The sequence below is a fragment of the Streptococcus mitis genome (assembly GCF_008763935.1).
In the GTDB taxonomy this organism is placed as follows: domain Bacteria; phylum Bacillota; class Bacilli; order Lactobacillales; family Streptococcaceae; genus Streptococcus; species Streptococcus mitis_DB.
On record NZ_VTQF01000001.1, the window covers coordinates 333,778 to 355,262 of the forward strand.

Annotated in this window: 11 protein-coding genes and 2 pseudogenes; 12 read left to right on the forward strand and 1 reads right to left on the reverse strand. The window is 38.6% G+C overall.

Features of this window, described 5'->3' with window-relative positions:
- The first annotated feature begins 477 nt into the window (after positions 1 to 477).
- The 11 genes and pseudogenes from F9B91_RS01595 to F9B91_RS01650 all read left to right on the forward strand — a co-directional run bounded on the left by F9B91_RS01595 (position 478) and on the right by F9B91_RS01650 (position 15,153).
- Entirely contained in the window at positions 478 to 6,420 is a 5,943-nt protein-coding gene (locus F9B91_RS01595) for a putative Ig domain-containing protein (protein ID WP_060628018.1), read from the forward strand.
- Positions 6,421 to 6,863: 443 nt separating this feature from the next.
- On the forward strand, positions 6,864 to 8,150 hold the full coding sequence (locus F9B91_RS01600) for a peptidase U32 family protein (protein ID WP_000169065.1): 1,287 nt from the start codon (positions 6,864 to 6,866) through the stop codon (positions 8,148 to 8,150).
- A 314-nt stretch (positions 8,151 to 8,464) separates the two neighbouring features.
- On the forward strand, positions 8,465 to 8,665 hold the full coding sequence (locus F9B91_RS01605) for a F0F1 ATP synthase subunit C (RefSeq protein ID WP_001054560.1): 201 nt from the start codon (positions 8,465 to 8,467) through the stop codon (positions 8,663 to 8,665).
- A gap of 34 nt (positions 8,666 to 8,699) precedes the next feature.
- On the forward strand, positions 8,700 to 9,410 hold the full coding sequence (gene atpB / locus F9B91_RS01610) for a F0F1 ATP synthase subunit A (RefSeq protein WP_000392870.1): 711 nt from the start codon (positions 8,700 to 8,702) through the stop codon (positions 9,408 to 9,410).
- A 13-nt stretch (positions 9,411 to 9,423) separates the two neighbouring features.
- Positions 9,424 to 9,918, forward strand: a complete 495-nt coding sequence (gene atpF / locus F9B91_RS01615) for a F0F1 ATP synthase subunit B (protein WP_020902744.1) — start codon at positions 9,424 to 9,426, stop codon at positions 9,916 to 9,918.
- Entirely contained in the window at positions 9,918 to 10,454 is a 537-nt protein-coding gene (locus tag F9B91_RS01620) for a F0F1 ATP synthase subunit delta (RefSeq protein ID WP_150922338.1), read from the forward strand. Before atpF ends, F9B91_RS01620 begins: the two co-directional genes overlap by 1 nt.
- A gap of 14 nt (positions 10,455 to 10,468) precedes the next feature.
- A complete protein-coding gene (gene atpA / locus F9B91_RS01625; protein WP_150922339.1) occupies positions 10,469 to 11,974 on the forward strand; it encodes a F0F1 ATP synthase subunit alpha in 1,506 nt (501 codons plus the stop codon).
- Between the two features lie 15 nt (positions 11,975 to 11,989).
- Positions 11,990 to 12,868, forward strand: coding sequence for a F0F1 ATP synthase subunit gamma (locus F9B91_RS01630; protein ID WP_000301224.1), 879 nt, complete (start codon positions 11,990 to 11,992; stop codon positions 12,866 to 12,868).
- A 191-nt stretch (positions 12,869 to 13,059) separates the two neighbouring features.
- Positions 13,060 to 14,466: a F0F1 ATP synthase subunit beta gene (gene atpD / locus F9B91_RS01640; protein WP_150922340.1), complete on the forward strand. Its 1,407-nt coding sequence runs from the start codon at positions 13,060 to 13,062 to the stop codon at positions 14,464 to 14,466.
- Between the two features lie 10 nt (positions 14,467 to 14,476).
- Positions 14,477 to 14,896, forward strand: a complete 420-nt coding sequence (locus tag F9B91_RS01645) for a F0F1 ATP synthase subunit epsilon (RefSeq protein WP_150922341.1) — start codon at positions 14,477 to 14,479, stop codon at positions 14,894 to 14,896.
- A 55-nt stretch (positions 14,897 to 14,951) separates the two neighbouring features.
- Positions 14,952 to 15,153: pseudogene (locus F9B91_RS01650) on the forward strand (hypothetical protein).
- A gap of 42 nt (positions 15,154 to 15,195) precedes the next feature.
- Here the strand turns inward: F9B91_RS01650 and F9B91_RS01655 are convergent.
- A pseudogene (locus tag F9B91_RS01655) lies at positions 15,196 to 15,573 on the reverse strand (transposase); the annotation flags it as partial.
- A gap of 403 nt (positions 15,574 to 15,976) precedes the next feature.
- Between F9B91_RS01655 and F9B91_RS01660 the strand changes: the two are divergent.
- The coding region (locus F9B91_RS01660; RefSeq protein WP_191962384.1) for a DUF1542 domain-containing protein at positions 15,977 to 21,485 on the forward strand (5,509 nt) is incomplete at its 3' end.

Sequence of the window (21,485 nt, forward strand, 5' to 3'; positions counted from 1 at the left end):
AAATCTGTAGTGGCTAAGATCCATTTCAGATTTTATGGAGTCTTTTTGTTTGCTATCAAGCGTGAAATGAAGTTGCTACTCAGTAAATGGAAAATAGCAGAACTTTCACCCTACAATAATTGTGAAGTGGACTTTGTCTATCTCTGAGTCTAGAAATTGAAATTTGTACTAAAAATGTTATATTTCACAAAAAACTCCCAATATTTCATGGGGGGGGGGTAAATATGCGTATAGCGAGAACAAACACTTAATGAAATGAATAGTTATTAATTTTGCGTATTTTATTTTGTGATAAATTTATTATTAGTGGTTATTTCTACTTTTGCTGTGAAAGAAAACAGTGGATATCTGTTGATTTTTATTTAGAAAGTATTAAAATAGTAAAATAGGCAATAATATACACAATTGCTTATGATTTAGTATATGTTTATTATTGTTTGATAAAAGAACTCAAAAAAATAATAAGGGAGAATAGAAGTGAAATTCGAAAAACGTCAAAAGTTTGCCATTAGAAAATTCAGTGTCGGTGTGGCATCTGTTTTGATTGGGCAATTCTTTATTGGTGCTGTAGCCAATGCGCCAGTCGTACGCGCCAGTGAAGTGATAGGTGTCCATACGGAAAAGCAAAAGGACCCAGATGCTGAAGTAGCTCAACCCAAGGTAGAAGCAGCTACTGTAGACACTGATAAAAATCAAGTTGTTCCTAGACCTGAGTCAGATCAGTCGGCAGAAAAACCAGTTGTAACTCAACCGTCAGTTGAAGCAAGCATTTCAAATTCAGAAAAAGCAGTTTCTACAGAAAAGGATCCAAAAGCCCAGCCAGAAATGCTGTCAAAAGAAGTGGCAGAGACTGTTCAGAAAGAATCCGATAAAAAACCGTTAGTAGAGGCTCCTCTGACGAAACTGGAGGAAAAGGAAGAGGTTACAAATCCTGACAAGGACCAGTTGGGAACAACAATCACTGAAGCAGAGGTAGTAACGAAGGAAGCAGAAAAATACCTGAGCGGTCTAACAGACTCAAATCAAAAAGCTGCCATCGAAGAAGCCTTGCGTCGCTCCAACCAACTTTTAACAGAGGCCAGAACTTCCCTCAAGTCAATAGATGTTTCAAATACAGCCTTTGAAACAGCACGTACCAATCTAGCAGAAGCCATCGAGGCAGTCTGGAACCAACTCAAAAAGATGGGGCATTCAGGCAATCTTAGTTATATGTTGGATGCAGAGACGACGAGTCAACCAGCTGTGCTAATCCCGACAACAGGGTCAAAAACGGTTTACTCCTACGGAGCAGCAACTGCACCTAAAGTCGAATTTGATATTTCTACCGATCTTGCACCATACTATGGTTCTAATTCTAGTCTATACTATGGAGTTAAAAATGGTTCAACTGTAAATGAAGATGCTCAAAAATTAGGTTTAAAGATTATAGAAAAAGAGACTAGGAATCCGTCAGGGGATCGTGACTGGATTCTCGCCCTATCTGGAAATGTTCCAACTACGGTAGAGCCTGGTACTTACAATGTCGGCTTCACATATAACAATCAAACCTATACGACAAGTCTAATCATAAAATCAGTTAGTGAATTACCCTATATTACCGTAGAAAATGAGAGTGGCTATTCTACTGTTACTAAAGATGGACGTGACATAACATTAAGTTATAAAACAGGAACTAGCCGTATAGATCCTAAAACGCAAGTGGAATTGACTCAAGGGGCCAAAGACTTAGGATTAACTTATGATTCTGCCAACCAAAGAATTTCAGGAAAAATAACTTTAGATAAGAGTATTAAGGAGGGTACTTATAATATTGGTTTAGTTTCTAAAGACGGTCAATATGAAAAGAGTATACCTCTAACTATTAGAAATCCTGGTACTTATGTAATAAATACAGCACGAGCTAGTCGGTATTCTTTTAATCCTAGTGCTGCAAGCGGTTCAGATGAAGGTTTGGTTATTCCTACAACAACCTTTGGTTATGCTGTAGGTTATGATAGTGAAACTGTCAGAAATTATAATCCAAATGTCCTATATGGTTCTGATAGTAGAAATTCCAATGATTTAGAAAGTACAGACACTATAAGAACAATTAAAGATGCCAAAAAAGATACGCTTCATTACTATACAGAGTTTGGATTAAGATTTAGCGATTCTTCTGTTTCTCTGGATAAGGTAAGGATTGATAAATTTGAACGTATAGATACCAATGCAGATGTAGCATACGAACTAGTCGATGTTTCTAAATTAGAATCTGGCAATGATTGGCAAGCTGATTCTTATTCTGTCGATAGACTTCCTTATCGAGTACGTTTTACAAAACTGCCTAAACAGCAAGCCAACTTTACAATTAAGTTTAAAACGACAGATAGTTTTGGAACTGAAAAACTATTTACAGTTCCAGTCAGGACGGAGGAACGTTCAGTTGCTAATAACAGTGATTATCGATTAAATAATTACTTAACCCATGCAGATGTTTTGTTTCATGCGGATAAGCTTTATCAAGTAAAAAATCCAACACCAGTTGCAGTTCCTAAATCTACTGCCCTTCAAAAATTAGGTGAGTTAGTACTAAATAAAGAAAATGCAGAGTTGATGGACATAAATGCTCCTGAGGGAGTTAGCATTACAAGAAGTGCAGAAGATCCAACTAAATACGTCATTACCAAAAGAGATGGAGTAATCTTACCTATCGGTGTTCATAAGATTACAGCAAAGGCTAAGGATGGACACTATGGAGAAGATGCTCCGGTACGGGAATTTACTTTTGAAGTAATGGACGGCCTAAATCCTATTTCCAATCAAAGTTGGCAAGAAGGACAAGCTATCCCAACTATTCCTGTTTCGATGACAAATGGTAGTAAGATTACGAGTCTATCAGTTGAGGCTGATGGAGAACATCTCTACCTAAGTCCTAATGCTGACAATACAGGTCTAACAGGTTATGCTTTAAAACATACAGATGCACCACAAACAGCGATTGTAACAGCTACTTATACCAATAATGAAGGTCAAAGTCGTCAGATTAAGACCAGCTTTACTTATACAGTTACACCTCCACCAGTTTCTGATTTAACTTTATCTGTAACGAATGATAAGCAAACAGTTTCAGAAGGAACTAAATTTGCAGATATGGTTGTGACAGCAACTGAAGGGGCTACAGTTTCAGTAGGAACACTGCCAGATGGTGTTATGTATGATAGCAATAGCAAAACATTATCAGGCACTGGATTATATGAAGGACATTATGTGATTCCGGTTACTGCTACAAAAGATGGAGTTTCCATTACTAAAGTAGTCGATTTGACAGTAACGCCAGGAAACTTTAATGTTCCAGCAGTTGATTACACGTTTACAGCAGGTGAATCAATACCACCGATTACTCTTAAAATTCCTAAAAATGCGACAGTAAGTTATACAAGTGGAAGTTTACCAAGTGGTTTAAGTTGGTCTTCAGATAATAAAACTATAACAGGAACTCCAACTCAAGTAGGTAAGTTTCAAACATATGCTTATGTATATAGAACTGACAAATCGGGAAATAACCAATATGCCTATGCGTATGTCAATATCACAGTAAAAAGTGTTCCTTTAGACTTTTCAATTCCAGACAATAAAAAAGAAGTGAAAGTTTTGGATGAACTTCCTTCGATTAAGTTGAAAGCGGATGGAGCCTTGTTAACAATCACTTCTGGAGAACTTCCTCCAGGTGTAAACTATGATGCTGCTACGAAAACTGTTTCAGGAACTCCTACAAAAGTAGGAACCTATACAGCAACATTCACAGCAACAAGTCCGACAATTAGTGGGAATTCAACAGCAAGCGCAACCTTAACGATTAATGTAACATCACGTGATTTAACTGTAACGGTTGATAATAAGGAACAAGAGAAGACAGTTCTAACTGCTATAGACAATGTAGTACTGACTCCTTCTGACAGTAAAGCAAGATTAGAAGTTGATACAAGTCAACTTCCACCAGGAGTTACTTATGATTCAGCAAGTAGAACAATTTCTGGAACACCATCTAAAGTGGGAGAGTACTTAATTCCATATAAAGCTACTTTCCCAGAAATGGCAGAATCTCCAGTTGCAGGTGGGCATATTAAAATTAATGTTCGCCCACTTCCTGTAAGTATTAATGTTACAGAAAAAGAACAAACGATTCGTCTGGGTGAAACTATTAAAAATATGGTGGTTTCTCACAGTGAACATTCAAGTTTAGGTGCTCGTTATCTAAGCGTAGATTTACCGGAAACAGACTTAGACTCATATCTTGAATCAACTGCAGGTTTAAATTATAATGCTGCAACGCATACAATTAGTGGAACTCCAACCAAGCCTGGTGTTTATAAAGTTCGTTTAAAAGCAACATTGGATTCTGAAACATTAGGTAAAGGTAGTGCAGAAGAGATTATCACTGTAACGGTAGTAGATGATCCAGTATCATTAGACATTAAAAATGATCGTCAAATGATTGCGCTAGGAAAAACTGATCTTCGTCCAATTACGTTTACAGTACCAGCAGGTGCTACATTAACGGTTGATAAGACCAAACTTCCAGATGGTGTAACATACGATGAATCTGCTAAGACTATTTCAGGAACACCAACAATAGCTGGAGCATTTGATATACCAGTAACGGTGATAAATGCAGGTAAAACTAAATCAATTACCAAAGATATCACCATAGATGTTGTAGACTTAACACCAGCTACACCAACTGTAACTGTGGCAGAAAACAATGATGGAACGCATACAGTTACGATTTCACAACCAGGTGGACAACCAGTATCAACCGTTATTAAAAATGGTAAAGATGGTGAGACTCCAAAAGTTAAAGTAGACCGTGATGAAACTAAGAAAGAAACGACATTAACGTTCTATAGTGACAAGAATGCCAATAATCAGTTTGACGAAGGAACAGATACAGTTCTAGGCACATCCGTGATTAAAGATGGACAAGACGGAGCAGCTGGACCAAAAGGTGAAAAAGGTGAAACTGGAGTAGCTGGGCCAAAAGGTGACAAGGGTGACCAAGGTATTCAAGGTGAACGTGGGCAAGATGGAGCTCAAGGTTTACCAGGACAAAACGGCAGAGACGGGAAGGATATCTTAAGTGGCGCAAATGCACCAAAAGCCCAAGATGGAAAAGATGGCGACACATTCATCAATACAACAACAGGAGATGTCCTTGTTAAGAAAGATGGAGAGTGGAAACCAGCAGGAAATATCAAGGGAGCAAAAGGTGATAAAGGTGAAGCTGGAGTAGCCGGCCGTGACGGAAAAGACGGCTTTACACCAGAAGTAAGTGTAGTGACAAATCCAGATGGAAGTCATACAATTTCAATTACTCAACCAGATGGTAAAGAACCAATTGCAACAACGGTTAAAAATGGAGAAAACGGAAAAGATGGACGTTCTCCAAGAATTGAACTAAAACCAATTTATCCTGCACAACCTCGAAGCGCTAGAAGAGCAAGAAGTGTGGATGAGGATCTTGCAACTACTCAACCAGCAACGGAGCCAATTGGCGTTCATATTACAGTTTATTACGATAATGATAATACTTTGACCTATACTGCTGGAGATACTTTGATTAGTGAGGAAGATATCTATAACGGAGTAGATGGTCGTGACGGTCGTAATGGTATTGATGGTAAATCAGCGATAATTGAAACAAGAGAAAACTCTGATGGAAGCCATACAATTATTATTACCAACCCAGATGGATCAAAACGTGAGATTGTAGTGAAAAATGGCCAAGACGGTAAATCTCCTACAATTGAAACGAAAGAGAATCTAGATGGAAGTCATACAATTGTCATCACAAATCCAGATGGAACAAAACAAGAAATTGTAGTGAAAAATGGTAAAGACGGAAAAGATGGACGTGATGGTAAGGATGGAACATGTAATTGTGCTGTGAATCCAACCCCTGTACAACCAGGAAATACTGGAACAATACCACCAGAACAACCGAAACCAGAATCGGGAAGAATTACACCACCATCAGAACAACCGGAATCAAAACCGAAGCCGAAGCCAGAAACAAATAAACCAAACACTCCGGGCGTAGGCACTCCAAATACAGGAACACCTGAAAACGGCAAACCGGATATTCCAGGAGAAAGTACTCCAAATACAGGGAAGCCAGGAACGGACAAGTCAGGAACAGGCATCCCAAGTACAAATAATCAAAATGTACTTGAATCACATACCTCTGACACTGTTGAGATTCCAAACACAGTTCCAGTAACATCTGAAACAAATACTCAAATCCCAGATTATGGAACTTCTGGAATGACGAATCATACAAGAGTAGCCTTACCGAATACTGGAAGTCAAACAGATGTCATTTCAATTCTTTTAGGAAGTGGAATCTTACTTACTCTTTATGTAGCCAAAAGAAAAGAAGACTAGAAGCTAAATTTTTCGCTCTTAGTTTATCAAAAGTAGGAATGGAGTATAAAAGGTGTAAATCCTTCAGATGCTTACTTGCTTTTATTGGCTTAAGATAGTTAATTATGGTTACCAGACTGTAGGTGTTCCATAATAAGAATAGTGCTATAAGAGCTAATCCTCCGATATGCTAGATGAAAGTGGTGTATCGGAGGATATTTTTAGCTTCTCCTTGCTGTACGCCTAGCTACCTTGTTTGCTCTTTGATTTTTATTGAGTATAAATTTTTCACGAGATGATGATGTGAGAAGTTTGTTATAAGTAAAAGCTTTTAGAACTCTGTTATCTAAAGTCTAAAAGATTAGAATTGTCAAAACAATCTGTCTAGGCTTGATTTTATCACTTATTTACTATAAAATGAGAAGGAAAAACGTCAAACTTTTATATTGCAAATAGGAGAAAACATGACAAAAACATTAAAACGCCCTGAAGTTTTATCACCTGCAGGGACTTTAGAGAAGCTAAAAGTAGCTGTTCAGTATGGAGCAGATGCTGTCTTTATCGGTGGTCAGGCCTATGGTCTTCGTAGCCGTGCCGGGAACTTTACCTTTGAACAGATGGAAGAAGGTGTCCAGTTTGCGGCTAAGTACGGAGCTAAGGTCTATGTAGCTGCCAATATGGTTATGCACGAAGGAAATGAAGCTGGTGCTGGTGAGTGGTTCCGTAAACTGCGTGATATCGGGATTGCAGCAGTTATCGTATCTGACCCAGCCTTGATTATGATTGCTGCTACAGAAGCACCTGGTTTAGAGATTCACCTCTCTACTCAAGCTAGTGCGACCAACTATGAAACTCTTGAGTTCTGGAAAGAACTGGGCTTGACTCGTGTCGTTTTGGCGCGTGAGGTTTCAATGGAAGAATTGGCAGAAATTCGCAAACGCACAGATGTTGAGATTGAAGCCTTTGTCCATGGAGCAATGTGTATTTCTTACTCTGGTCGTTGTACCCTTTCTAACCACATGAGTATGCGTGATGCCAACCGTGGTGGTTGCTCTCAATCTTGCCGTTGGAAATATGACCTTTACGATATGCCATTTGGGAAAGAACGCAAGAGTCTTAAAGGTGAAATTCCTGAAGAATTTTCAATGTCAGCCGTTGATATGTCTATGATTGACCATATCCCGGATATGATTGAAAATGGAGTGGACAGTCTCAAGATTGAAGGACGTATGAAGTCTATTCACTATGTTTCAACAGTAACCAACTGCTACAAGGCAGCTGTTGATGCTTATCTAGAAAGTCCAGAAAAATTCGAAGCTATCAAGCAAGACTTGATTGATGAGATGTGGAAGGTTGCCCAACGTGAATTGGCTACAGGATTCTACTATGGTACACCATCTGAAAATGAGCAGTTGTTTGGTGCTCGCCGTAAAATTCCTGAGTACAAGTTTGTTGCTGAAGTCGTTTCTTATGATGATGCGACACAAACAGCGACTATTCGCCAACGGAACGTCATTAACGAAGGTGATCAAGTTGAGTTTTATGGCCCAGGTTTCCGTCATTTTGAAACTTATATTGAAGATTTGCATGATGCCAAAGGCAATAAAATCGACCGCGCTCCAAATCCAATGGAACTCTTGACAATCAAAGTCCCACAACCTGTTCAAGCAGGAGACATGGTTCGAGCTCTTAAAGAAGGTCTTATCAATCTTTATAAAGAAGATGGAACCAGCGTCACAGTTCGAGCTTAATAAGCGTGCAGGAGACGAAAGCTTTCTAGTTACTTTCTCTGTAATCCTACTTACTAAAGAGCATTAGGTTAAAGAAAATATATTAATTTTCATCCGAGATTTCATCTCGGATTTTTTCAATATTTTTCAGAAATGTCTAGATAATGGTCGGATTTATTACAAGTTTTTTACAAAGTTTTCTATATAATAGGCTTAAAAATAGTAAAATTGTAAATAATTTTCATTAAACGCTTTCAATGTTAGTAAAAAGTTGACAAATCCAATTTTTAGGACTAAACTAAGTAAGTAAATTTTAATTAAAAGGAGAATTCGTCATGAATTTAACATTTTTCGGTCTATGTCTTGCCTGTATGGGTGTATCTCTTGGTGAAGGTATGTTGATGAACGGTTTGTTGAAATCAGTTGCTCGCCAACCAGATATCATCTCAGAACTACGTAGTTTGATGATCCTAGGGGTTGCCTTTATTGAAGGTACTTTCTTCGTTACTCTTGTCTTTTCATTTATCATCAAATAAAAGAAGTATAAATTGAAAAAAGGGAGGATTTTAGATGGAAGAAAGTATTAATCCAACCATCAATATTGGTCCTGTTACCTTTAATTTAACCATAGTAGTTTTGACTTTGTTGACTGTAGCACTTATTTTTGGCTTTATTTATTGGGCAACTCGAAATATGACTTTGAGACCCACAGGAAAACAAAATGTATTAGAGTATTTATTTGATTTTGTTGTTGGATTTACAAAATCAAACCTTGGTCCAATGATAAAGGATTATTCTCTCTTTTATTTCTGTTTATTCCTATTTATGGCCATTGCAAATAATATTGGCTTAATGGCTAGAATTCAGACTACAGATGGTGTAAATCTTTGGACCTCACCAACAGCAAATTTGTCATTTGACTTGGTCTTGTCTTTTACAATTATCTTGATGACCCACGTAGAAGGAATTCGTCGTCGTGGAATCAAAAAGTATTTAAAAGCATTTGTAACACCAGGTTTTATGACACCAATGAATCTCTTGGAAGAAGTTACCAATCTCCTTTCACTTGCATTGCGGGTCTTTGGTAATATCTTTGCAGGGGAAGTGATGGCAAGTATGTTAGTCCTACTTTCTCATCAGGCCTTCTATTGGTATCCTATTGCTTTTGGAACAAATCTAATCTGGACTGCATTTTCTGTTTTTATTTCTTGTGTACAAGCATATGTATTTACATTGTTATCTTCAATGTACCTAGGAAATAAAATTAATGATGAAGAATAGAAAGGAGTAGTTTATGAATGTAACAGTAGGTGAATTACTTGGTGATTTTATACTAATCGCTGGTTCCTTTATTCTCTTGCTAGTCTTGGTTAAGAAATACGCTTGGTCAAATTTGGCTAGCATTTTCGAACAAAGAGCAGAAAAAATTGCAGCAGATATTGACGGAGCTGAACAAGCACGTCAAAAAGCAGAAGTATTGGCTCAGAAACGCGAAGATGAATTGGCTGGTAGCCGTAAAGAAGCTAAGACAATCATTGAGAATGCGAAAGAAACAGCTGAGAAAAGCAAAGCTAGTATTTTAGCAGATGCTAAGCTAGAAGCAGGACGCTTGAAAGAAAAAGCGAACCAAGAAATTGCTCAAAATAAAGCTGAAGCTTTACAAAGCGTTAAGGGTGAGGTAGCAGATTTGACAATCAGCTTGGCTGGTAAAATCATCTCACAAAACCTTGACGGTCATGCCCATAAAGAGCTCATTGATCAGTATATCGATCAGTTAGGAGAAGCTTAATGGACAAGAAAACAGTAAAGGTAATTGAAAAATACAGCATGCCTTTTGTCCAATTGGTTTTAGAAAAAGGAGAAGAAGAACGTATCTTTTCAGACTTAGCTCAAATCAAGCAAGTTGCTGAAGAAACAGGCTTACCTTCTTTTTTAAAAAAAGTGGCAGTAGACGAGTCTGACAAGGAAAAAACGATTGCGTTCTTCCAAGATTCAGTGTCACCTTTATTGCAAAACTTTATCCAGGTTCTTATCTACAATCACAGAGCAAATCTTTTTTATGATATTCTTGTAGATTGCTTGAACCGACTTGAAAAAGAAACAAATCGATTTGAAGTGACGATTACGTCAGCTCATCCTTTAACTGATGAACAAAAGAGTCGCTTGCTCCCTTTGATTGAGAAAAAAATGTCTCTGAAAGTAAGGAGTGTAAAAGAACAAATCGATGAAAGTCTTATTGGTGGTTTTGTCATTTTTGCCAATCACAAGACAATTGATGTGAGTATTAAACAACAACTTAAAGTTGTTAAAGAAAATTTGAAATAGAAAGTGGTGTTCTTTTGGCAATTAACGCACAAGAAATCAGCGCTTTAATTAAGCAACAAATTGAAAATTTCAAACCCAATTTTGATGTGACTGAAACAGGTGTTGTAACCTATATCGGGGACGGTATCGCGCGTGCTCACGGCCTTGAAAATGCCATGAGTGGAGAGTTGTTGATTTTTGAAAACGGCTCTTATGGTATGGCTCAAAACTTGGAGTCAACAGACGTTGGTATTATCATCCTAGGTGACTTTACAGATATCCGTGAAGGCGATACAATCCGCCGTACAGGGAAAATCATGGAAGTCCCAGTAGGTGAAAGTCTGATTGGTCGTGTTGTGGATCCGCTTGGTCATCCAGTTGACGGTCTTGGAGAAATCCACACTGATAAAACTCGTCCAGTAGAAGCGCCAGCTCCTGGTGTTATGCAACGTAAGTCTGTATCAGAACCATTACAAACTGGTTTGAAAGCCATCGACGCCCTTGTACCGATTGGTCGTGGTCAACGTGAGTTGATTATCGGTGACCGTCAGACAGGGAAAACAACCATTGCGATTGATACAATCTTGAACCAAAAAGGTCAAGATATGATCTGTATCTATGTAGCGATTGGACAAAAAGAATCAACAGTTCGTACGCAAGTAGAAACACTTCGTCAGTACGGTGCCTTGGATTACACAATCGTTGTGACAGCCTCTGCTTCACAACCATCTCCATTGCTTTTCCTAGCTCCTTATGCTGGGGTTGCCATGGCGGAAGAATTTATGTACCAAGGGAAACATGTTTTGATTGTTTATGATGATTTATCAAAACAAGCGGTAGCTTATCGTGAACTGTCACTCTTGCTTCGTCGTCCTCCAGGTCGTGAAGCCTTCCCAGGGGATGTTTTCTACCTTCACAGCCGTTTGCTTGAGCGCTCAGCTAAAGTTTCTGATGAACTTGGTGGTGGATCAATTACTGCCCTACCATTTATCGAGACACAAGCAGGAGATATCTCTGCCTATATCGCAACCAACGTGATTTCAATCACTGATGGACAAATCTTCCTTGGTGATGGTCTCTTCAATGCGGGTATTCGTCCAGCCATCGATGCGGGTTCATCTGTATCTCGTGTAGGTGGTTCTGCACAAATCAAAGCCATGAAAAAGGTTGCTGGTACACTTCGTATCGACCTTGCTTCATACCGTGAGTTGGAAGCATTCACTAAGTTTGGTTCTGACTTGGATGCGGCAACACAGGCTAAATTGAACCGTGGACGTCGTACCGTTGAGGTCTTGAAACAACCTGTTCACAAACCATTACCTGTTGAGAAACAAGTAACCATTCTCTATGCTTTGACACATGGTTTCTTGGATACTGTTCCAGTAGATGATATTGTTTGTTTCGAGGAAGAGTTCCATGCCTTCTTTGACGCTCAACATCCAGAGATTTTAGAAACCATTCGTGATACAAAAGACTTGCCAGAAGAAGCAGTCTTGGATGCTGCGATTACAAAGTTTCTCAATCAAACCAGCTTCCAATAAGAATAGAGGTGTCAGATGGCAGTATCTCTAAATGATATTAAAACAAAAATCGCCTCAACAAAAAATACGAGTCAAATCACTAATGCCATGCAGATGGTATCAGCTGCTAAGCTAGGTCGTTCTGAAGAAGCTGCTCGCAACTTCCAAGTTTATGCTCAGAAAGTTCGTAAACTTTTGACGGATATTCTTCATGGGAATGGAGCTGGCAGTTCAACCAATCCGATGTTGATTAGTCGTCCAGTTAAGAAGACAGGCTATATCGTCATTACTTCAGACCGAGGTTTGGTTGGAGGTTATAATTCTTCTATTCTGAAAGCCGTTATGGAGCTGAAAGAAGAATACCATCCAGACGGTAAAGGTTTTGAAATGATCTGTATTGGTGGAATGGGAGCTGATTTCTTTAAAGCTCGTGGTATTCAACCACTTTATGAACTACGTGGCTTGGCAGATCAACCAAGCTTTGATGAAGTCCGTAAGATTATTTCAAAAACTGTTGAAATGTACCAAAATGAACTTTTTGATGAACTCTATGTCTGCTATAACCATCATGTCAATACGCTAACCAGTCAAATGCGTGTGGAACAAATGCTTCCAATTGTTGACTTGGATCCAAATGAAGCAGATGACAGTTACAGCTTGACCTTTGAATTGGAAACTAGCCGAGAAGAAATTTTGGAGCAGTTGTTGCCTCAGTTTGCAGAAAGTATGATTTATGGTGCTATTATCGATGCTAAGACAGCTGAAAATGCTGCAGGTATGACAGCCATGCAAACAGCGACAGATAATGCTAAGAAAGTCATTAATGATTTGACAATTCAGTATAACCGTGCCAGACAGGCGGCGATTACACAAGAAATTACAGAAATCGTAGCAGGAGCTAGTGCCTTAGAATAGGCTCTAGTCCAGCTCGTATGAAAATGAACTTATACTCAATGAAAATCAAAGAGCAAACTAGGAAGCTAGCCGCAGGCTGTACTTGAGTACGGTAAGGCGACGCTGACGTGGTTTGAATTTGATTTGCGAAGAGTATTAGGACCTAGTTGAGCTAGGAACCGACAGTATCTTATATAGAATAGGAGAAGGAGATGAGTTCAGGTAAAATTGCTCAGGTTATCGGTCCCGTTGTAGACGTCTTGTTTGCAGCAGGGGAAAAACTTCCTGAGATTAACAATGCACTTGTCGTCTACAAAAATGACGAAAGAAAAACAAAAATCGTCCTTGAAGTAGCCTTGGAGTTGGGAGATGGTATGGTCCGTACTATCGCCATGGAATCAACAGATGGTTTGACTCGTGGAATGGAAGTATTGGACACAGGTCGTCCGATCTCTGTACCAGTAGGTAAAGAAACCTTGGGACGTGTCTTCAACGTTTTGGGAGACACTATTGACTTGGAAGCTCCTTTTGGAGAAGATGCAGAGCGTCAGCCAATTCATAAAAAAGCACCTACTTTTGATGAGTTGTCTACCTCTTCAGAAATTTTAGAAACAGGGATTAAGGTTATCGACCTTCTTGCCCCTTACCTTAAAGGTGGTAAGGTTGGACTTTTCGGTGGTGCCGGAGTTGGTAAAACCGTCTTAATTCAAGAATTGATTCACAACATTGCCCAAGAACACGGTGGTATTTCAGTATTTACCGGTGTTGGGGAACGTACTCGTGAGGGGAATGACCTTTACTGGGAAATGAAAGAATCAGGCGTTATCGAGAAAACAGCCATGGTATTTGGTCAGATGAATGAGCCACCAGGAGCACGTATGCGTGTTGCCCTTACTGGTTTGACAATCGCCGAATACTTCCGTGATGTAGAAGGCCAAGACGTGCTTCTCTTTATCGATAATATTTTCCGTTTCACTCAGGCTGGTTCAGAAGTATCTGCCCTTTTGGGTCGTATGCCATCAGCCGTTGGTTACCAACCAACACTTGCTACGGAAATGGGTCAATTGCAAGAGCGTATTACATCAACTAAAAAGGGTTCTGTAACCTCTATCCAGGCTATCTATGTGCCAGCGGATGACTATACTGACCCAGCGCCAGCAACAGCCTTCGCTCACTTGGATTCAACAACTAACTTGGAACGTAAGTTGGTACAATTGGGTATCTACCCAGCCGTTGACCCACTTGCTTCAAGCTCACGTGCCTTGGCACCTGAAATCGTTGGAGAAGAGCACTATGCAGTTGCTGCTGAAGTAAAACGTGTTCTTCAACGTTACCATGAATTGCAAGATATCATTGCTATCCTTGGTATGGATGAGCTTTCTGATGAAGAAAAGACCTTGGTTGCTCGTGCCCGTCGTATCCAGTTCTTCTTGTCACAAAACTTCAACGTTGCGGAACAATTTACTGGTCAGCCTGGTTCTTATGTTCCAGTAGCTGAAACTGTTCGTGGCTTTAAGGAAATCCTTGATGGTAAACACGACCACTTGCCAGAAGATGCCTTCCGTGGTGTAGGTTCTATCGAAGATGTGATTGCAAAAGCTGAAAAAATGGGATTTTAAGAGGTGATCTATGGCTCAGTTAACTGTCCAGATCGTGACACCAGATGGTCTCGTCTATGATCACCATGCCAGCTATGTATCGGTTCGAACTCTGGATGGTGAGATGGGGATCTTGCCACGACATGAAAATATGATTGCGGTTTTAGCAGTTGATGAAGTAAAGGTAAAACGTATTGATGATGAAGATCACGTGAACTGGATTGCAGTAAACGGAGGCGTTATTGAAATTGCCAATAATACCATCACAATCGTTGCTGATTCTGCAGAACGTGCTCGTGATATCGACGTTAGTCGTGCAGAACGTGCCAAACTTCGAGCAGAGCGTGAAATTGAAGAAGCACAAGACAAACACTTGATTGACCAAGAACGTCGTGCTAAGATTGCTTTGCAACGTGCCATTAACCGGATTAATGTCGGAAATAGACTATAAGAAAAAAGGAGTCTGAGACTATTGTCCCAGACTTTTTTTATTTTCAGGAGGGAAAATAATAACAGAATTACAATCACCACGCTATATTGTCATTTCATTTTTAATACGTGAAATGGAAGTTGATATTGTTGAGGTCATAACTATTATGGCTGAATTAGAAAACAGTGGCTTGGTTCAGGGAATCAAGTGGAAATTTAATACTCAAAGAACATGGAAGAGCGCACAAAATCTCCTCATCTGAAAGTGTTTCAGATTAAGTTCCGCTATGGTGGAAGTTAGTGTGAGACGTTTGAATGGGGTTAAAGGTACTTATGTTGGAGTAATTTAGACGACTGGCAGACGTCTTCTGCAGGTATTTTAGAAATGCCGAGAAGCTTAGGCATCTCTTCTCCATAGGTAAAGGCAAAGAGCTCATAGGCTGACTTTCCATTCAAAGCAGCACGTTTGACACTGTTGACATGCGAACAGACGAGATTGATATCCTCTTGAGTTAAGTTGTCAAAGGAAGTTCCTTTAGGTAGAATGTCGCAAATTAGCGTGTGATTTTTCTCAATTCTCCCTTTCTGGTCAGAGCGATTAGGGTCACAAAAGAAGAGTTTACTCTCTCCTCGCACATCCATTTCGATATCATCGACCCTGGCAAATTCTCCACCATTATCTGTCAGGATGACAGGGAAATTAGCAGATATGAAAGTAGATAGTTTTTTAGTTAGCTGAATTTAGTAGTGTAATCAATACTAAAATAAACATCTTTTGATAAGTAACTTTCAAACGGAGAGTTTTGCTGTGATTAATAGTATTATTTTTTACAACAAATAGGTTAATTCCAATGATGGATCCATCTATCAAACAACTTGCAATGAAATGTATAAAAATACAGTGCGCAGATGTCAGAAAATTGCCTACTTTCCCAAAATACTTTTTTTTTTTTTGTAAAAATTTAAGTCTAATCAGTTGAATATAAATAAAAAATACAGTAAAATAGTATGTATAAGTAATCATATTAGAATTGCAACTGTCTCAGTGACAGCTAGTATTTTGTATGGATACTAAACTAAATAAATTTTTGAGGAGAAGATAATGGGAAATAAACCATCTATGAGTCGTTCTGAACGTTTACGTCGTGAAAAAGTCACGCGTTACTCAATTCGTAAATACAGTTTTGGAGCAGCTAGCGTAGCAGTTGCTGCACTTTTCATGTTCCTAGGGAATGGGGCTGTATCAGCCGATGAGCTTGGAAAACAAAATGTAACAGTTATTGAAAAAAATCTTGAGGCCAAAGCTTCTCAAGAGGGAGACAAGGCTGTCCAAGCTGATGCTTCAGTAACAGAAGTGACTTCTAAACCAGAAGAATCAGCAAAACCAACTCCAACATTGGATAAGTCACAATTAGAAAAATATATCGCTGAAATTGAAGAGAAAATTTCAGCGGGTAAATACGCTAATAAGACTGAGGAGAGCATCGCTCTTTTAAATTCTGAATTAGCTTCTGCCAAATCTGTCCTTGCTTCTGCAACTAGCCAAGATGAACTAAAAGCAGCTTATAACAAATTTGTCACTGTAGTAAGCTCAAAATTGCAAAATAAACCTGTAGAGAAAAAAGAAACACCAGTAGTAGATACTACAAATGGTAAAGAAACTGTTGGTAAAAAAGCAGAAAATACAGAGAAAAAATCTGATTCTAACTCAATTGAAAATACAGGTTCTAATGATTCACGTAATGGAAAAGCGTTAGATCGAGATAATGCTTTCCGTACAGAAGCTGTTACGAATAAGAAACCAGTTGGGAATATTCCATTCTCTAATGCGACTGCAAAAGATATTTATGTTTATAAAGGTGAAGAAACAAACATTGAATTATCAGCAACAGATGATTCTGGAAAACTTAAGGACATTCGTATAGCTGAGGGTTCAAGAGGAATTGATGCTGCTGGGGCTGCTGGCGGTAGAATAAATAATCAGTATGGACTAACGTTCTCATCTCAGAGAAATGAAACTGAAGGAATTGTAGCGACACAAGATAATCCTGCTAAGGTAACGATTACAGGGACAGTATCAGTGCCAAATCGACCAACTTATACAGGTAAGTTAGTGACACGTTATCTAGTCGCTGAAGATTTAGATGGGGCAGTATTCTCAGAACCTAGTGGAAATCAGGAAAATGCGAATCCACTACCAGAAGGCTACTTTAAGTTATGGGTTCGTGAACAAACTCAAAAATATGATATTCAAGTACAAACAAATGAAGCTGGTAAGATTGCTGTTGCCGATGTAAACAATCTTTCTCAAGCAGATTTCGAGAAAATTAAAAATAATATAAAAATTACTTATAATACAGCAGACGATGCAAGATTGCTTGATAAAAACGGTAAATTAGTAGAAAATGCTTCGAACTACATTGACACTGTAACGAAACAAGCAGATCAGATTGTTGTTACTTATAAAGACGGCTCAAGAGATTCTGTTGCTTTAACGAGTGTTTTACGCAATAATCCTATACCTACAGTAAAAGTGCCATATTCAAACCAAGCAGAGAAACAAGTTTATGTTTATAAGGGTGAAAATACGGATTTAACATTCACAGCGAATGATGATACTACTGTAAAAGATATGTACTTGCGTGGACCTGGAGATGTTAACTGGAATAATACTGAAGCTTTTGGATTCACAACAGGTAAGATTGATAATGGTGTTGTTACTGGTAAGGGTACAATTTCTGATAATAAACAGGAAGCAACCATTACAATGACAGGTGAAACCAATCTGGATGCGGGTAAACAATGGACAAGTTATGTTGTTGCTAATGACAATGATAACTTTAGTTCAATGCCAGCAGATCGTAACTTTAATGCTTTAGATATTGATCCTGATGCAAAATCTAAACCAGGATATATTCGGTTTGTCGTTAAAGATCAAACATCTAAGTATGATATTAAGGATTTAACTGATTCTACACGTATAACTGTTAATGATATTGATAATATTACAGCAACAGATTTAGCAACGATTAAGTCAAGATTGAAATTAGAGTATTCTTCAACAAATGATGACGAACGACTTGCAAGTCTAAAAGGTACAGCAGTTACTAATCCTACTTCATTAATTGATACTGTTGCAGTATCGACAACTGACTCTTCTAAGCTTGTTGTAACATATAAAGATGGTTCTGTAGATACAATTGAAAAAAGTAAAGTTTTAAATGTAAGACCGAAAGGAATTATCCCGTTCTCTAATCCAGCTACAAAAGAAATCTATGTTTATAAAGGCGAAGAAACAAATATAGAATTATCAGCAACTGATGATTCCGGAAAAATTAAAGATATTCGTATTGCTGAAGGTGGTAGAGGAAATGATGCTCCAGGTGCTGCCGGCGGTAGAATAAGAGATCAATATGGATTAACAACAGGTTACCAAAGAAATGAAACAGGAATTGAAGCAACTGAAACTAATCCAGCAAAAGTAACGATTACAGGAACAGTGTCAGTATCAGGTCAACCAAACTTTAAAGGTAACTTAATGACAAGATACTTAGTTGCAGAAGATTTAGAAGGTGCAACATTCTCTGACCCTAATGGTAATAGTGATTCAGGTAAGACAGTAGACCAAGTGCCAGAAGGATGGTTCAAACTAGTAGTTCGTGAACAAACTCAGAAATATGATATTCAAGGACAAACAGAAGAAGCTAATAAAATAGCAGTATCTGACATTAACAATTTATCAAATGATGATTTTGAAAAAATTAAAAATAACATTAAGATTCAATACAATACTGCTGATGATGAAAGATTAAAAGATAAAAATGGATCATTAGTAGAAAATGCTTCACAATATATTAAATCTATAACTAAAGAAGGCGATAAAATTGTAGTTACTTATAAAGATGGTTCTACAGATAAGTTAACTCTAACAGAAGTAGTAAAACTAGACAAACAGCCAGCAATTGATGCAGTAAACACCGCAGCAACTGAGAAAATTGCAGCAATCAACTCAACGCCAAACGCTACTGATGAAGAAAAAGCAGCGGCAATTGCTAAAGTAAATGCTGATAAAGAAAAAGCATTAACAGCAATTAATGATGCTAATGTAACGACAAAAGCAGAATTAGATAAAGCGAAAGAAGCAGGTACAACAGCAATCGCAGGGGACAATCCAGTAGTAGCGAAAAAGGCTGCTGCTAAAGCAGATGTTGAAGCAGCGCGCCAAGCGAAAGCCGATGCAATTAATGCTGATAAAAATCTAACACAAGCAGAAAAAGATGCGGCTCTTGCTAAAGTTAATAAAGCAGCTGAAGATGCAACAAAAGCTATCGATGCAGCAACGACAGATGCAGCTGTAGATACAGCAAAAGGTACTGGAGTAACAGAAATTGGGAAGGTTAATCCAGTAGCAAAACAAAATGCTAAGGATGCTATTGGGAATGCATTAACAGCTAAGAATCAGGAAATCGATGATCGTAAGGATTTAACACAAGCAGAAAAAGATGCGGCTAAGGCTGAAGCTAAGAAATTAGCGGATGCGGAACTTACAAAAGTTAATGCCCAACCTGATAATGCAGAAACGGCTGAAGCAGCAGCAGCGGCACAAAAACTTGTTAACGATGCAGAAGATAAAGGTGTTGCAGATGTAACGTCTGTATACCCAATTGCTAAAGAAGAAGCGAAAAAAGCAGTAGCAGATGAATTAGCCAAGAAAGAAAAAGAACTGGATGATCGTAAAGATTTAACAACAGAAGAAAAAGCAGCAGCTAAGAAAGAAGCGAAAGACTTAGCTAAAAAGGCTACAGATGCCATCAACGCTCAACCAGCGATTGCAGATACTTCAGATAAAGCAACAGCGGCGCAACAAGCAGTAGACACAGCTAAAACTACGGGTGTTGCGGAAGTTAAAGCAGTAAATCCAGAAGCGGTTAAGAAAAATGTGGCTAAGAAAGCAATTGAAGATGCATTAACAGCTAAAAACAACGCAATTGACGCTCGTGATGATTTAACACCTGAGCAAAAAACAGCAGCAAAAGAAGCAGCGAAAGCAAAAGCAGATGCAGCTAAAGATGCTATTGATAAAGCAACAATAGATGCGGATGTAGATCAAGCTAAAACAGATGGTGAAACAGCAGTTGCAAATGTAACTCCAGTAGCAAAAAAACCAGCTAAACAAGCAATCGCGAAAGCATTAGAAGATAAAAATGCCGAAATCGACAAACGTACGGACTTAACAGAAGAAGAAAAAGCTACAGCTAAGAAAGAAGCGAAAGATAAAGCTGATGCACAATTAGCAGAAATCGCTAAACAACCAGATGTAGCAGATACACCAGAAGCTGCACAAACAGCGCAAACAGCAGTAGATGCAGCTAAGAAAACAGGTGTTGACGAAGTAACTGCAGTAAATCCAACAGCAGTAACTAAACCAGAAGCTAAAAAAGCAATTGATGCTAAATTAGCTGAACAACTAAAAACTATCGAAAGTACTCCAGATGCTACAGATGATGAGAAGAAAGTTGCAGCAGACGCAGCTAAAGCTCTAGCAGATGAAGCTAAGGCAGAAATCGACAAAGCAGGAACAGATGCAGATGTTAAAGCTTTAGAAGACGAAGCAAAAGCTGAAATCGAAAAATCTTTACCATTAGTTGAAGATAAACCAAATGCTCGTAAAGCAATTGACGAAGAAGCAACAGCTAAAAAAGCAGCAATTGATTCACGTACAGATTTAACTCCTAAAGCAAAAGAAGATCTTAAAGCTCAAGTAGATAAGATTGCAGAACAAGCTAAAAAATCTGTAGATGCCGCTAAAACAGCAGAAGCTGTTGATGGAATTGAAGAGTCAGATAAAGCGGCTATTAAAGCTGTAGGTGAAGTGAATATTCCGGCTGATAAAGTTCTTGTAAATGACCCAAGTACTTTAACAGACGATGAAAAAGCTAAGGTCTTAGAAGCTGTTAAGAAAGTAAATCCAGATGCTAAAGAAATTACTCAAGATGCAGATGGAAATATTACTGTTACAACTCCAGATGGTCATCAGGAAACCATCACTCCTGAACAAGTTGTGAAAACGTCTGATACAGCAAATGAACCAAAAGCAGGAAATGATGTAGTTAAACCAGCGAATAAAGTGGTTGTAGCAGATCCAGCTAAATTAACAGATGCTGAAAAAGAAAAAATTAAAGCAGCTGTAGAAGCAGTAAATCCAAATTCTGTAGTAACAGTAGATGAAAAAGGAAATGCTAAAGTATCAACTCCAGATGGACAAACACAAGTGATTCCTGTAGATGAATTAGTACGTACTGCTGAAGATACTAAGAAACCAAATGCAGGAAACGACATCAATACACCATCAGATAAAACAGTCGTAGCTAATCCAGAAGCCCTTACTCCAGAAGAGAAGAAAGCAATTGAGGATAAGGTTAAAGCTGTTAACCCAGGTGCTACGGTAGTAGTGGATGATAAGGGTAACGCAACAGTTACAACACCTTCAGGTAAGACAGCGGTTATTCCAGCAGCTGATTTGACGAAGACAGCAGAAGCGGCGGCTAAACCAAATGCAGGCGACGATGTGATTACCCCAGCGTCTAAGACAGTAGTAGCCAATCCAGAAG